The sequence below is a fragment of the Alteromonas sp. CNT1-28 genome, from assembly GCF_022348345.1.
GTDB classification, from domain to species: domain Bacteria; phylum Pseudomonadota; class Gammaproteobacteria; order Enterobacterales; family Alteromonadaceae; genus Alteromonas; species Alteromonas macleodii.
Map to the genome: position 1 here is coordinate 227159 of NZ_JAKREZ010000001.1, position 14246 is coordinate 241404.

General features: G+C 45.1%; 15 protein-coding genes. 10 read left to right on the plus strand and 5 right to left on the minus strand.

The genetic code is table 11. The annotated features are described in order from the left end of the window. Positions 1 to 4: 4 nt before the first annotated feature. A complete protein-coding gene (locus MHN02_RS00980; RefSeq protein ID WP_014951195.1) occupies positions 5 to 448 on the minus strand; it encodes a DUF2721 domain-containing protein in 444 nt (147 codons plus the stop codon). A 317-nt stretch (positions 449 to 765) separates the two neighbouring features. Between MHN02_RS00980 and MHN02_RS00985 the strand changes: the two genes are divergently transcribed. Together MHN02_RS00985 and MHN02_RS00990 are read left to right on the plus strand one after the other, a co-directional pair. Next, positions 766 to 2835, plus strand: coding sequence for a TonB-dependent receptor (locus MHN02_RS00985; RefSeq protein ID WP_239244158.1), 2070 nt, complete (start codon positions 766 to 768; stop codon positions 2833 to 2835). A gap of 185 nt (positions 2836 to 3020) precedes the next feature. Then, the gene (locus MHN02_RS00990; RefSeq protein ID WP_239244160.1) at positions 3021 to 4313 is read left to right on the plus strand and encodes an NAD(P)/FAD-dependent oxidoreductase; all 1293 of its coding nucleotides are present in this window, start codon (positions 3021 to 3023) and stop codon (positions 4311 to 4313) included. A 76-nt stretch (positions 4314 to 4389) separates the two neighbouring features. On the opposite strand, the gene MHN02_RS00995 is transcribed toward MHN02_RS00990, so the two are convergent. Together MHN02_RS00995 and MHN02_RS01000 are read right to left on the minus strand one after the other, a co-directional pair. After that, positions 4390 to 4956: a YceI family protein gene (locus tag MHN02_RS00995; RefSeq protein WP_239244162.1), complete on the minus strand. Its 567-nt coding sequence runs from the start codon at positions 4954 to 4956 to the stop codon at positions 4390 to 4392. A gap of 22 nt (positions 4957 to 4978) precedes the next feature. After that, positions 4979 to 5506, minus strand: coding sequence for a cytochrome b (locus MHN02_RS01000; RefSeq protein WP_239244164.1), 528 nt, complete (start codon positions 5504 to 5506; stop codon positions 4979 to 4981). Positions 5507 to 5966: 460 nt separating this feature from the next. Between MHN02_RS01000 and MHN02_RS01005 the strand changes: the two genes are divergently transcribed. The 4 genes from MHN02_RS01005 (at position 5967) to MHN02_RS01020 (ending at position 7892) form a co-directional block, all read left to right on the plus strand. Then, positions 5967 to 6200, plus strand: a complete 234-nt coding sequence (locus MHN02_RS01005) for a hypothetical protein (RefSeq protein ID WP_239244166.1) — start codon at positions 5967 to 5969, stop codon at positions 6198 to 6200. Between the two features lie 43 nt (positions 6201 to 6243). Continuing rightward, a complete protein-coding gene (locus tag MHN02_RS01010; protein ID WP_239244168.1) occupies positions 6244 to 6807 on the plus strand; it encodes a CBS domain-containing protein in 564 nt (187 codons plus the stop codon). A gap of 130 nt (positions 6808 to 6937) precedes the next feature. After that, complete coding sequence (locus MHN02_RS01015; protein WP_239244170.1) at positions 6938 to 7384, plus strand: hypothetical protein; 447 nt, start codon at positions 6938 to 6940, stop codon at positions 7382 to 7384. Between the two features lie 73 nt (positions 7385 to 7457). Further along, positions 7458 to 7892 (plus strand): hypothetical protein, encoded by a 435-nt coding sequence (locus tag MHN02_RS01020; RefSeq protein ID WP_061096125.1) that lies wholly within the window; start codon positions 7458 to 7460, stop codon positions 7890 to 7892. A gap of 9 nt (positions 7893 to 7901) precedes the next feature. Here the strand turns inward: MHN02_RS01020 and MHN02_RS01025 are convergent, their stop codons facing one another. Next, positions 7902 to 8831, minus strand: a complete 930-nt coding sequence (locus tag MHN02_RS01025) for an alpha/beta hydrolase (RefSeq protein WP_061096124.1) — start codon at positions 8829 to 8831, stop codon at positions 7902 to 7904. A 146-nt stretch (positions 8832 to 8977) separates the two neighbouring features. On the opposite strand from MHN02_RS01025, the gene arfB reads away from it, so the two are divergent. The 4 genes from arfB to MHN02_RS01045 all read left to right on the plus strand — a co-directional run bounded on the left by arfB (position 8978) and on the right by MHN02_RS01045 (position 12634). Beyond that, on the plus strand, positions 8978 to 9394 hold the full coding sequence (gene arfB / locus MHN02_RS01030; RefSeq protein ID WP_014951185.1) for an alternative ribosome rescue aminoacyl-tRNA hydrolase ArfB: 417 nt from the start codon (positions 8978 to 8980) through the stop codon (positions 9392 to 9394). A 126-nt stretch (positions 9395 to 9520) separates the two neighbouring features. Continuing rightward, complete coding sequence (locus MHN02_RS01035; RefSeq protein WP_039229119.1) at positions 9521 to 10198, plus strand: hypothetical protein; 678 nt, start codon at positions 9521 to 9523, stop codon at positions 10196 to 10198. Positions 10199 to 10321: 123 nt separating this feature from the next. Continuing rightward, a complete protein-coding gene (locus MHN02_RS01040; protein ID WP_239244172.1) occupies positions 10322 to 11365 on the plus strand; it encodes a hypothetical protein in 1044 nt (347 codons plus the stop codon). Positions 11366 to 11614: 249 nt separating this feature from the next. Further along, the gene (locus MHN02_RS01045; protein WP_156087173.1) at positions 11615 to 12634 is read left to right on the plus strand and encodes an outer membrane beta-barrel protein; all 1020 of its coding nucleotides are present in this window, start codon (positions 11615 to 11617) and stop codon (positions 12632 to 12634) included. A 41-nt stretch (positions 12635 to 12675) separates the two neighbouring features. Here the strand turns inward: MHN02_RS01045 and MHN02_RS01050 are convergent, their stop codons facing one another. Further along, positions 12676 to 14052, minus strand: coding sequence for a S8 family serine peptidase (locus tag MHN02_RS01050; RefSeq protein ID WP_239244174.1), 1377 nt, complete (start codon positions 14050 to 14052; stop codon positions 12676 to 12678). Positions 14053 to 14246: the final 194 nt, after the last annotated feature.

A 14246-nucleotide genomic window follows, 5' to 3' on the forward strand; every position in this document is an offset into this window, starting at 1 on the left:
GTGGTTAGCGGATGGTTCTGACCATATTTATGGTATTTGTCGCAAGTTTTACTTCAACCAGAAAAACAATGAGCGCACTGATTAGAAACATCATAGCCAGTATGAATAGTACGATGACTGGTGTTTTTAAATCGACAACCCATAGAGACCCAGAAAACAGCGCCATAATGACGGTACACACCATCAGTCCAGCGGCGACACACAGCCCAATCGCCCAGTTAATCACTTTTACTCTGCGCCATAGCACCTTAATTTCTTTTTTTGAGCGATCGACAATATGCGGGTCTGATAGAGTATGAATCTGTCTTTCCGCCACCCTCACCCTGTCTGATATTCGGCCCAGCCGAGACGACATAACATTGAGGAAGCCCGCAATACCGGTAAGTAAAAATACGGGGGCAACAGCGAATTCGATAAGCTGTGAAAGACTAGGAATAAGTGTGTCCAATGGTTCCTCCAGCGAACAAAGTTTGGTGTTCTTACTTCAGGCAAAGAGTGATTAACCCATTGCTGCAATCTACTAACGTACTGCCAGTCTATATGCGTTAGATACACGTAAATTAGTATTAATGTATAAAACTAAGACTTGTGTTGTGACAGTTAAGTCTGCGAACTGCAAAGTCTACGCCAACGCTTAACTCAGAGATATGACGTAATGGTCAAAATGCCGCAACAGTTTAGCGAGTTTTAACCCATTCTTGCCTAAATTAACGATACACTAGCATCAGTTGCTAAAAAAACATTTTGTCATCATAAGGATAGATAATGCGCTTTGCCCCAAGCTTTCCTCTGTCGTTGCTAGCTGTGTCTCTGCTATCGCATTCAGCCATCGCTCAACAAACCAATGAAATAGAAAGAATTGAAACCACGTCTTCTCGTATACAGGGAAATATGAATGCTTCCGGTTATGCAGTGTCGTCTATTTCAGAAGAAACGCTTTCGCTGCTTTCATTTCAACATATCCAAGAGTCGCTGAATTACATTGCGGGTGCAGGCGTACAGCGGGGCAATGGGCAAGAGTATTTACCAGCCCTTCGTTCGCCAGTGTTAACCGGCGCTGGCGCGTGCGGCGGAATTTTAGCAGCAGAAGACGGTATTGCGTTGCGCGCAGCAGGTTTTTGCAATATTAACGAGCTGTTTGAAGCACACGGTGAAATTGCACAGCGTATTGACGTGATAAAAGGCCCTGCGTCAGCGCTTTATGGCTCTAATGCGATACATGGTGTGATTAATGTGATTACCCCTGACACAACCCAAGGCGACGGAGAGGTTAGCGTTGATTACGGGTCTTATGGGTTTCATCGCGTAAAGCTTAAAGAAGGGAAATACTTTGGTCGCAGCGGCGTGGGTATTGCTGCCAGTGTTACCAGAGATACAGGATATCGAAATGAAGAGGGCGTTGACCAAGAGAAAGTCTCGCTTCGCCACAGGCTAGAGTGGGATAACTCGGTTATCACGAGCGGCCTTACCTATACCCATCTGGACCAAGAAACTGCCGGCTACATCGAAGGGTTTGAAAGCTACAAAAATACACAAATAGCCAAAAGCAACCCAAACCCCGAAGCGTTTCGAAAAGCAGAAAGTTTTAGGCTATGGAGCAAGTTCGATACAAGCTTTAGCGGTGGTCATGCACTGTCGATTACACCTTACGTACGCAACCAGGACATGCGTTTTAGAATGCATTTTCTTCCAGGCAAACCCCTTGAAACGAATGCCCAAAAAGGCGTGGGTGTGCTTTCTCAGTTCCATTACGTCATTAATGACAGCCTAAGTGCAGATATAGGATTAGACGTAGAATACACAGAAGGTGAATTAACCCAGTCACAAGACAGCGCCACAGAAGGGTCAGCCTTTTTGGTTGAAACCATTCCTGCAGGTAAACACTATGATTATGATGTAGATGCCACGCTATTTGCGCCTTTCTTTACCTTTAATTGGCAAGCTGAGCGTTGGGCTATTTCTGTCGGCGGGCGCTTTGAGTCTATGCAATACGACTACACCAACAATATGAATGTTGGTCGTGTACGCGAAGATGGCACACAGTGCGGTTTTGGCGGCTGCAGATATTCCAGACCAGCAGACAGCGAAAATGAATTTGATAACTTTAGTCCGAAGCTTTCACTTCGTTATCAACTTAATCCTCAAACACAGTTATTTGGCGGCATCGCAAGAGGCTATCGCGCGCCTCAGGCAACAGAGCTGTATCGTTTGCAGCGTGCACAGACTGTTACTGATCTTGACTCGGTAACGGCCGATAATATCGAGATGGGCGTTACAGGTACACTATTTGACGGCAGCTATACGCTTAGCCTTTACAGCCTACAAAAAGATAATGTGATTTACCGCGACAGCGACTTTTTCAACGTAAGCAACGGCGAAACGTGGCATAGAGGCGTAGAGCTTACTTTTGACCAACCGTTAAGCGATATACTGCGCTTAGATTTTGCTGGTACATACGCAAGGCATACCTACGAGCACAGTCAGCTCTCAGGTGAACAAGACATTAAAGGTAATGATATTGATACTGCGCCAAAGCTTCAGTTTAACGCTCGTTTAAGCTTTGAGATGTCGAGCAAGGTACAAACGCAGCTAGAGTGGCAGCATGTTTCGAGCTATTTCACCGACGCTGAAAATCTCAACGAGTACGAGGGGCATGACTTGGTACATGCGCGTGTACGCTACAGCGTGAACGAAGACGTTACATTGTATGTGCGGGTTAACAACGTATTTGATACGGACTACGCTGAACGCGCCGATTTTACTAGCTTCACAGGCCCTCGATATTTTCCTGGGCGGCCTCGAAACTTCATGATAACGGCATCGTTCACGTTATAGATTCAAATAAGCAACCGTAATAGATAATTATTAATCTTGAAAATACAGACTATTGCCGTGATTTGCTTGTACCCCAGCGGCATCAGGCGTAGTCTGTAGGCATCAGCATGGGTCTCAGTCACGCCATGTATAGCGCTTGGAAAGGTCAGGCGACATACGTGGAATGATTGTTAATAGGTATACCCATGCAAAAAATAGTAATTGTTGGTGGCGGTGCTGGTGGTCTTGAATTAGCCAGTCGCTTAAGCCGCACCCTCGGGAGAAAGAAACAAGCCGAAATTACCCTCGTCGACCGCAGTCGAACCCATATCTGGAAGCCGCTATTACACGAAGTGGCCGCCGGTGTAATTGATAAGCATTCAGACGGTGTGGACTACGCCATCCACGCTGCAGCTCACCACTACCGCTTTCAATTAGGCGAAATGTGCTCGCTTAACGCGCAAGCGCAAATCATAACCTTGTCGCCTTTAATCGATGAAGAAGGGACACAGGTTTTGCCTGAACGCGAGATTCATTATGACCAGTTAGTGCTGGCGGTTGGTAGCGTGAGTAACGACTTTGGCACACCTGGCGTTGCTGAGCATTGCTACTTTCTTGACTCGTTAAAGCAAGCTGAACGTTTTCACAAAGCGCTTCTTAATCAGCTAATCCGCATCAATCAGCAAGAAGATAAAGACGCCAGAATTGATGTCGCTATTGTCGGGGCAGGAGCAACAGGTACTGAGCTCGCCGCTCAACTTCACCATGTGGCTAATTTGTCTAAGGCTTACGGTATGCCAGACATGTCAGCTTCTCGTCTTAAGATTACGATCGTAGAAGCGGGAGAGCGTATATTGCCTGCGCTACCTGAGCGTATAGCAAACTCTGCAAGAAAAGCGCTGCATAAGTTGGGCGTAGACATTAAAGAGCAAACCATGGTGGCAGAAGCCGACGCGAAAGGGCTGATCACAAAAGACGGTGGTCGGATTGACGCTGATTTAATGGTGTGGGCTGCGGGGGTGAAAGCACCGGACTTCATAACAAAGCTTGCGCTTTTTGAAACGAACAGAGCCAATCAAATTCTTGTTGATAAGCAGCTTCGCAGTTCATCTCATAAGAATATTTGGGTGTTAGGCGATTGCTGTGGTTTCCAGCAGGAAAATGGGAAGTGGGTGCCGCCTCGAGCGCAGTCTGCCCACCAAATGGCGGATATTGTTGCGCATAATATAACGTCGTTATTTACTCAAAAAGACACGAAAGATTTTACTTACAAGGACTATGGATCCTTGGTTCACTTAAGTAAATACAGCACTGTTGGAAGTTTAATGGGCTCACTGTCAAACAGCAGTATGTTTATAGAAGGGCGTCTAGCCAAGTTGGTTTACGTTTCTTTGTATAATATGCACCAGTTTGCAGTACACGGAAAAATTAAAGGTGCTCTAAAGCTCCTTGTGAAGAAGTTAAGTCAGGCCATCAGCCCTAAGCTGAAGCTTCACTAACCACATATAAAAAAAGCCCCATGTTTGGGGCTTTCTCAAATCATAAATTTAGTTCGCTGGGACCAAACGTAAATAGCTATTGTTTCACGCCTTCAACGTGAAGCTCTAATTCTACCGTTTGCGACGCTGGGCCTAAATCATAGTTGATGCCATAATCTTTAAGTGCAATCGTCGTTGTGCCCATGAATCCTGCACGATAGCCACCCCATGGGTCTTTGCCTTCGCCAATCTTTTTGGCTTCAATTGTAATAGGCTTTGTTACACCATGAAGCGTGAAATCACCCATTACATCCATCATGCCATTGCCTTTATCGACAATTTTTGTGCTGACAAACTTCGCCTCTGGAAAGTCGTCAACGTTTAAGAAATCGTCGCTCTTAAGGTGCTTGTCACGCTCTGCGTGGTTTGAGTCGATACTGTCGGTATCGATAGTCACCATAATTTTGGCTGCACTAGGTGCTGCGTCGTCGTAACTAAAAGTACCTTTAAAATCGTTGAAGCGACCAGTAAGCCACGAGTAGCCCAAGTGTTGAATTTTAAAGTTGATAGACGCGTGGGCGCCTTTGCTATCAATCACATAATCTGCGGCGTTAGCGGTGCTTAAAGACAGCGCAGCAGCCAAGGCAAGTGTTAACTTCTTCATCATTTCTCCTTTCTTCTCAATATCATCGAAGCCGTAACATCTGCTTCAGTGTGTCATCGTTACTAATAAAGTGGTGTTTCAGTGCAGCCAGCGCGTGAATGATCGCCAATACAATCACTGACCACGCAATATAAAAATGGGCCTCTCCTGCAATGTCTTCTTGATTTTCAAAGAACTCGCCCATTGCAGGTACAGAAAACCAATTAAATACGTCGATGCTTCTTCCATCGGCCGTTGAAATTAAATAGCCGCTCGCGAATAGCATGATAATCAAGGTGTACAGAAGCCCATGACCTATGCGACTTAACCTTTTTTCTAACGGGGTGCCATGTGACGGCGGCCGTGAAGTAACAACGCGCGTGACTAAGCGAACAACAGTGGTGGCAAGCAAAATTAATCCAACACTCTTGTGCCAATGCGGTGCCGTCTTATACCAGTCGCTGTAATATGTGAGGTCGACCATCCACAGCCCTGAAGCAAACATGCCGACAATGGCAATGGCAGATATCCAATGCAAAATAACTATAGGTCTGGACCATCTTGGTTTCATATCACTTCCGTTATTACTTACTTGCAATCAGGTTGTTTAGACCTTCAGTTAATGCGTTATCTCAACCGCTAAATGACCGCTGAAAAAACACCTTATGGATCAATTGAATCTAGTGTATTTCTAATTACGTTGGCTAAACATCACATTTAATGGGAGTGTTCGTTCTTGTTTTTAGAACGAATGTACAGAAAACAACCCACCAAACCTGAGTCGCGACACGGTTAGTTTTCGAAGACGCGTCGTTTAATGGTCGATAAAATGCGCTAAACACCTCTATTAAACGCGCTAAATACTCTTATAGTTTAAATAGGCAGTAACAAAAGTGGCTGCTTTGCTTCAATGTTGTTTAGTTCAGTAGAGGTTGTACGCTTTGCGCGTTTCGTACGTTTTGTTGGCCGTTATTCTGCCAGCGATATTTTCATCACTAGTATCCGTCTCCGTATTGGGAGAGGGAAGAAGTGTGCAAAATATTGCGGGGCAGTCGAACAGTGCAAATACGCTCTCAACCCTCATTAGCGAATGGGAAAGCTCCGCTTTTGAAGTATCTGACGACGACATTGATGATGGCATTTCGTTTGTCGACATCACCAGCGGCTTGGAAAAATACCGGTTTTCGGCTGGTAAAACGATTGGTGCAAAAGCCTTTACTAGGCAGCGCAATAACATCATTAGAGGGCCACCTTCTTTCACTTAATCATTAAAAAACTGAATTTTTTATTTTTGATTAGGAGAAAGGTATGCACGCCTTAAATCTATATAAAACCGAAGCTATCGATACATTGGCATGGCCGGTTGTTGAAAACACCATTACTGTAAAATCATCTGCTATGGCGGTCTTCACTGACTTTAAGCAGCACTTACCACACGTTATTGATGCTCGAACTCCAGCGACGAAAATAGAGTCGATTATGCGTCAGTCTCATGTTCGTATGATGCTGGTGGTAAACAGTGAGAACCGTTTCATTGGTATTGTGACCAGTCACGATGTCGGTGAACAGCAAATCATTCAGCGTGTGAGCGAGCTTAAGATTAAGCGAGAAGAACTCACTGTTTACGATTTCATGCGTCCTAAAACCTCGCTCATGTCGTTCGATTTCAGTGAACTAACACGTTCATCAGTGGGCGACGTGATAGAAACACTCAAAGACTACGGGCAGCACCATTGCCTTGTCATGGACAGAGACAGCCATGAAATTCGTGGCGTAATCAGCGTGAGTGACATTGCTAGAGAGCTGCGTTTGCCGCTTGATATACAGGGCCGCCCTACGTTTGCTGAGCTGATCAACATTCTTGCCGCTTAATTTTCAATTTTCTCAATACTGAACCATACTTTGACTACGTGTTGTTTCAAAACAACTCGTAGTCAAAGGCATATATCGCCTTAACGGTATTTGCTAGCTTAATATTTTATCGAAGTAGTTAGGTGGTTATATGCAGTATGCTCATGGTGAATTTATTATTACACGCTGTGGTGATGCGGTGCTAACGCAAGCTTATGGGCCGTGGAACAGAGAGTGTGTAAATAGCTTTGCCAGTGAGTATCGCACGCTTTCCGAGTGCTTACATGGGAAAGCTTGGTGCGATATTGTTAGTGTTGTTGGCGAATCACTACTCATTCCTGATGCTGAAGCGCTGCTTCACGAACGTGTGGCTTCGGTAAATCCCATAGGGCTCACTCATGTGGCATTAGTGATGGGAGAGTCAAGCGTTCGAGCAACCACGCAGGCGCAACTTAAAAGCGTGTATCGCGATACCAATATTGATTATATTTTTGTGGATTCCATAGAAGATGCTGTTGATTGGTTGTCTTCAAAAGGATTTTCCGTCGATAGAGATGGCATCGATTTGCATCGTGAGAAAGTAGCAATGAAGCTGTAGATAAAACTTGGTACGCATTTCGCAACGTTTCATAACATCTGTATAACATTGTTCGATGAAACGAGGCGATATTATGAATAGATCACTATTTCCTACCAGCGTTGTTACGAAAGCCTTCACTTGGGCATACCAGGAACTCGGTTTAAATATCAAGCAAGCTTCTGAAATATTGGGTATTTCTCCATCTTCTTTGGCGCAGACTACGCTACTTGGGTTTGAGAGTGGCACATCAGAGTACAGAAAGCAGCTCGCTTTTATTCGTATGTATCATTTACTCATTTCATTGTCAGATGGGGACAGTGAGCAAATGAAGGCGTGGTTTAGCAGTTACAATATAACGCTGGGCGCGACCCCTTTTGAAATGTGCAAAGCGTATGACGGCATTGAGAGAGTCGCCGATCAGCTTCGCAAACTGAAGCAGTCGACTTGTGGTCGAGAGCGCACACTCGCCGTTGTTGAGTTTTCTCATAAAGAGCACGTTGAAAAGACAGGTGCAAGGCTTCACTAAGCCACTTACTTAAGCGCTTTCGTCAATCGATATTATAAAGTCTGCGCACGCTTGCACCTGAGTAACGGGGATCATGTGGCCAGCGCCAGAAATAATTTTGTGTACCGCACTTCCTATTGCCTTTGTTACCGCGGTGATGTGCTCGTCGGGCCTCAAGATAGTATCTTTTTCACCATACAATACCCCAACAGGGCATTGAATATCTTCATAACGAGTTTGCTGACGGTGCAGACTGCCCTGCGCAGATACTGTATCTCTGCTACCTTCATAAAAGCTTCGAGAGTGAAGCGCTAATAAACCACCGCCTTCAGTTGAAAAGGACGGGGGGACAGGTTCGGGGTGAAAAATTTGTGCGACTTGTTTTCGACCTAACTTTGCACGCAGTGGACTGGCAATGGTTTTTGCAACACTGCTGCGTACCCATTCATTGGGTATGTAAAGCACCGAAAGAGGCCCGGCACCACCTTTTAGTGGTGTAGTTAACGGGCATAGAAGCGAAACCGATTTTATTTTGTCAGGTGCATCGATTGCCATCCTCAGTGCAATTCCTCCTCCCATTGAATGCCCAGCGATGCTCGCACTACCTATTCCCTCTTTTTGCATCCACTCGAGTATCATTTTACTTTGCTGTTCGAAGCTGGCGGATGTGCTTTTATAGCGGCTCGAAAATCCGCTGCCTGGACGATCAATGGTATAGACCGTGTAGCGGGAAGCGAGGGTTTTTGCTAATTCGCTAAAATTGTTACTATTGCCAAGTAAACCATGAATCAGCACAAGCGCCGGACCGTTTCCTTGCTTTTGCCAGTGAATAATTCCACCATCAACAGGCGTAAGTTTTCCTGATGGTGTGAATGAAGCTTCGATATTGCTGTCCATTTTGGCGGTAAACCAAATAAGCGCTACAACGATACAAATAATGATGAGCAATGCGATGATCATGTTTTATGTCCAAAATAAGGATAAAAAACAACCTATCGGTTAACGCAAAAATGGTCAAGTAAGCAGTAGTGATAGTGACCTATAGATGTAGAGCCGCTAGTGCTGCAACGTTAACGTGGTTACGCCATGACGTATTAGGATTTGAGATGGAATTAATAATAACCCCTTCTATCGCGATAGATGAAAGCGAAGCTGAATTGCAAGCTATTCGAGCACAAGGTAGCGGTGGGCAGAATGTGAACAAAGTAAGTAGCGCCATACATTTACGCTTCGACATAAATGGATCATCGCTGCCTGAAAAGCTGAAAGAAAAGCTACTTCAGCTTAAAGATAGTCGCGTAACCAACGACGGTGTTTTTGTGCTTAAAGCGCAAAATTATCGAACGCAAGAACAAAACAGAGAAGATGCGCTAGCGCGACTTGTTGCGTGGATAAAGGCTGCGACAATTGAACAAAAACCGCGCATAAAAACAAAGGTGAGCCGTGCGGCAAAAGCACGTCGTGTAGATGTAAAAAAACAACAAGGTGCTAAAAAATCTATGCGTAAGAAAGTGGAATTTTAAACAAAACTAATCTAAAGTATAAAGCCTTATAGATGTCATTTCGCAAGACAACGGAAAATTCTTACAATAATAAATGAATGTGTCTTGTGCTTATGCTAATTATTGGAACTTAGGGAAGCATACAAAGTGACGCGTTCGAACGTTATTCCTATGGTGTTATTTGCAGCCATAGTGGTTTCGCTTGGGATTAATACACCGCAAGCCGCAAACGAGATTATTGCTCGTTTGTTCAACAAATCTATTTCTAATACTGAACTACAGCCTTCACAGGCTGATGTTGACCGTTTTCAGTCTATTTTAACTGACAAGTCTGAGAAAGAAGTACGAGCTATTTTAGCTCAGCGTGCACTTGGTAATAAAATTACCGAGTCTGTTCTTTCAGATTTTGCCGATAAAAATGCGATAGAGCCAAATGAAAGCGAAATTCAATCTGCGTATTCTGTAATAAAATTATGGACCGTTGATTTGGACAGCGATGGCGCCTATCAAGATGAAGAGCTAGAGCGTTATCGTTTGGCAATGGCGGAAGGCATGGCAAAAAGCTGGAAAGTATCGAAAGCCCTTTACGAAGCGTACGGCGGAGATGTGGTTTTTCAACAGGATAACCCGTTAACACCAGTAGGAGCTTATCAAAAACTGTTTGAACAGTATCGCGAAAAGGGTGAGTTTGTTATTTACGACCCTGCTTTCAAAGCTGCGTTTTGGAGTTCAGTTAAAATGAAATATGCCAAAACTTACGACCCAGATAATATAGATTTTTCACTTCCCTGGTGGGAAAAGAGCATGACTGCTTCAGAAAAATAGTTCGAAAAGCCCTGTTTTTACAGGGCTTTTTTAATTCTTTTAAAAAAATCAAACTCAGTGCGGAATAAAAACTTTTCTTCAATCGTTATCTCAGTGTCCTTTATGAAAAACGGAGATAAACGGATGAAAAAGTTAAATACTGCAATTGCACTGGCTTTAGGTATCGCGTCAACGTCTGTGTTGGCTCAAGAAACCACGTTCTCTGCTAACACATCAGCTAATGCGTCGACTTCTACATCACTTTCACTAACAAGCGGTGCAACTACACAGTCTGCAAATCAGGTTAATACGCAGACTTCTGCCGAAGGCGAAGCATCTACGCAGAGCCAAATGTCCACCGAGAGCTCAGCCGATACCGGTTTACAATTATCCGCAAACCAAACAAGCAACGATCTATCTGCCGATCAGGGAGTGAGTCAAGTTTCTGCAACATCAGATATGGCGAACTCGATAACTTCGCCAGTGGCAGGCGCACTGACAAGTAGTGTATCTGGGTCATTATCTGTACTGTCATCAGCGTCTGGAAATGCAGAACAAGTCGATGGAGCAGAAAGTGAAGCAGAAAGTACAGCGCAGACAGCGCCAAGCTTGGCATTGAACCAAATCGGTTCACTAGCAAACAATGGCGCGGAAAATACCGCAGGAGGTTCGCTAGCTGGCAGTGTAAGTGGTGCACTAAACAATACTGCAGAAACAGCAGCAGGTAGTACCTTATCGAACACGGCTGCAGGCACCATCGAAAGTGCGGTAAACGGCGGCGTAGCCAATACAGCAGCCAGCACCGTAGCAAGCTCAGTGACCAGTTCTGTAACCGGAATGGTTGGCACCGCTGTCGAAGGAACAATTATTGACACGGTAGGAAATACGGTAGAAGGCACGGTAGAAGGCACGGTAGAAAGCACGGTAGCAAGTACGGTGGATAGCTCTGTAGAAGGCGCAGTTTCAAATACAGTCGAGCAAACTGTGTCAGCAACAGTCGCAAATACGGTAGGAAATACGGTAGGAAATACGGTAGAAGGTACGGTAGAAGGCACGGTAGCAAATACGGTGGATAGCACCGTAGCAAGCACCGTAAATAATACCGTGGCGAGTTCGGTTGAAAGCGCCGTAACAAGCACTGTAAACGACAACGTAGCTTCAAGTATTTCAGGTGCGCTTGGCCTTTAATATAAAGGCCTAAACCATTAGGTGGGCGTAGAGCAATCTTGAGCTAGCACGTTAAATAGCCACCTTAAAGTCTGAGTGCGGCTTGTCTAAATAGAAAGGCAAGCCGCTATTTAAGGTCTAGGCTGCAGGTGCGAATACACTGCCTCGCTATCGTGCATTCCTTAAAGCGAGCACCTCAAGTCAAATCTCACGTCTCTCCTTAAAAACAGCAATCGCTAAGTTTCACTTTCTCTGTGGTAGGTAACAACAATGAATACGCAAATACTTCAACACTCATCAACAACAAACAACCTTATTCGTGGCGGCCGCAAATGCCTATTGCCGTCCGTGGCAGCTGTTTTACTCGGTAGTAGCGCTGCTAATGCGGGCTCTGACAGTCACTCGCACAATGATGAAGATGCGAATCATACAAACGCAAAACACCAAACGATTTCATTCTCAGGGTCTGGCTATTTAGGGTACCGCTCTGATAGCAATGTGAGCGTTAGCGAGCTCGATACGAATTCAGATGTGGCCGACGACGCGGTACAGTCAGAAGCTCAGCTAAAGGTGCTGGTGAAGCCCACAGCGAAATGGGAAAATGTACTGTCGGTAAGTCAGGCGAATACCAACTATCAAACGCTAAGCGAGTTCGATCTTGGCCTTACCACACTGTCCGCTAGCACCAGCTATGCGTTTGACTTCGCCAAACTAGGAGCGCACTACTATCACGCTAGCGCTGAGCTAGACGGGCGTGACTTCCTCACCTATCAACAGTCTGGATTATCTGTCGGAAAATTGTTGGGGCAGCGCACTTACTTGCGTGTTAGTAGCGACCTTATCGATAAACAATTCGAGAACACGCCTGAAGGTGCGCCAATTCGAGATAGTGAAGCAGCTGCTGTGCGCAGTGACCTATTTTACTTCTTCGAAGGGGAAGACTTCTTCCAAATCGCACTTAAGTATCAAAATGAAGATGCCCAAAATAATGTGTTCGATTACACCAGTATTGGGATGGATCTAGCGTACACCTATCCTCTAGCGGTGTTTAGTAAACCCTTGAAGCTTACGGTTGCCTATCAATTAGATGTAAGAGATTACGCCTCAGAACAAGATGGAGGTATAGGCAGGGAAGACGACAGACACGTTGTTGAGATGAGTGCCGATTACGCCATTCACAACAATGTTGATATTAAACTGTCTACGCAATATGGAGACTTTGCTTCTAGTGTCGATGGCGCAAATTATCAAGAAACCATTGCTGAGTTAGGCATTAACGTTCATTTTTAGTGGGCGTTAATATAAATTCTATAATGAACAGCACGCTTAATTTAAGGCAGCACACCAAAACCGAATACGCTGTCTCGTCCGGGAGCCCCTGCATCTAAAGCTAGCTGCTGAAGTTTCAACAAGGCAGCGTTCCTTTCTTGTTTTTCGCGCAAAAAGCATGCATACAAAGCGGTGGCGCGCGGTGAAGCCATAGAGGTTCCCGTTTGCCTGATCGTTTTTCCATTAGGATGTGCGGCATTTACCGACACGCCAAACGCAGCAAAATCAACGTAATCCCCTTGGTTTGCCCACCGGTAAATTACATTAGATTTATCAACGGCCGTAATGCCCAATGTTTCTGTATAAGCCGCGGGGTACAAGGGTAAAGAGGCTGGCCCCTCGTTGCCCACCGCAGCAATGATTTGAATACCGCTCTTATCCAGTTGATTTATGACCCGCGCTAAAATAGGGTTGTCGGGACCTGCAAGGCTCATGTTTATGGCGTCTACCTGCTGTGATGCAAGATAGTTTAAACCTTCAATTAACGACATTAGCGTAGCGCCTTGGCTAACGCTATTACGCGAATAAAACACACTGGCGTTAAATACCTGGCTAGACTTAGGCAACGACGCCGCCAATAGGCTGGCTACTGCGGTACCGTGGTCTGACGAAAAGGCAACGTCAGTTTCGCTGCCCGCATTGCCATCTTGCTCCTGATTTCGATCTTGATTATGACCGACAATAAAAGACGCTTGCGTTAAATTAACGTGTGAGAGCAGTGGGTGATTGGACGCTACATGAGTATCAACCATTCCAATGCGCAGTGGGGTTGGACAGGTTTCCAGCTTTTCACTGCTTATCTCTTGAAAAGACCCGTTCGAAGTGGGCTTGGTCTGTGATAAATAAATATGATTTCGACCAATTTGAGACTGCAAATTATGGGGCAAACTGTTGCGAATAGACGACACATCATCCTCATCTCCTGTGACTTTAACTTTAAAAAGCCACTGAGAGAGCGCGGGTAAAAACTGAGCTTTTTGTATTTCAATATTGGCACCCTGAAAGTGTACTTTGTCGGCTTCTTCCCCTAGGAATAGCCACTCTTTTTCGACAGCCAGAAAGCCATTTTCAACCGTTACTTCATTAACAACTACCTGGCCTGAAGTCGATAAAATAGTGGTTGCTGCAGGAGCGATAAATTGGGGGGCAGGAATGTCGCTTAGTACGCTCGACGCCACTATTGATAAGTCTCTGGTGCCTTCGATAGATGATTGCGCTTTTCGTCTTGCTTCCTCGCGAATGGCCTTTAGGTCGGAGGAGGTTCGATCAATTATCGGACGCACAGGAGACACCACTTGATTCAATGTTCCTGCTAGTTGGGCTTGTGATATTGGTGCCGCAATCAAACTCAAAATAGCCACAATGAGTGTGTACTTCATTTTACTACCTTTACGTTAACGTTGGGGCAGATCGGTGCCTAAAGAAGGAATGGCATAAATTGTGCCATAGCCTCTATTAGAAGCCTGTGGTCCATTGTGCACAAACGTTGTTCTAAATGTGCGTTAAAGGCGAACAGGCATTTACCACTACCTTACAGTGTAGTGACGATTAGACAGAAGAAAAATTCCAATGC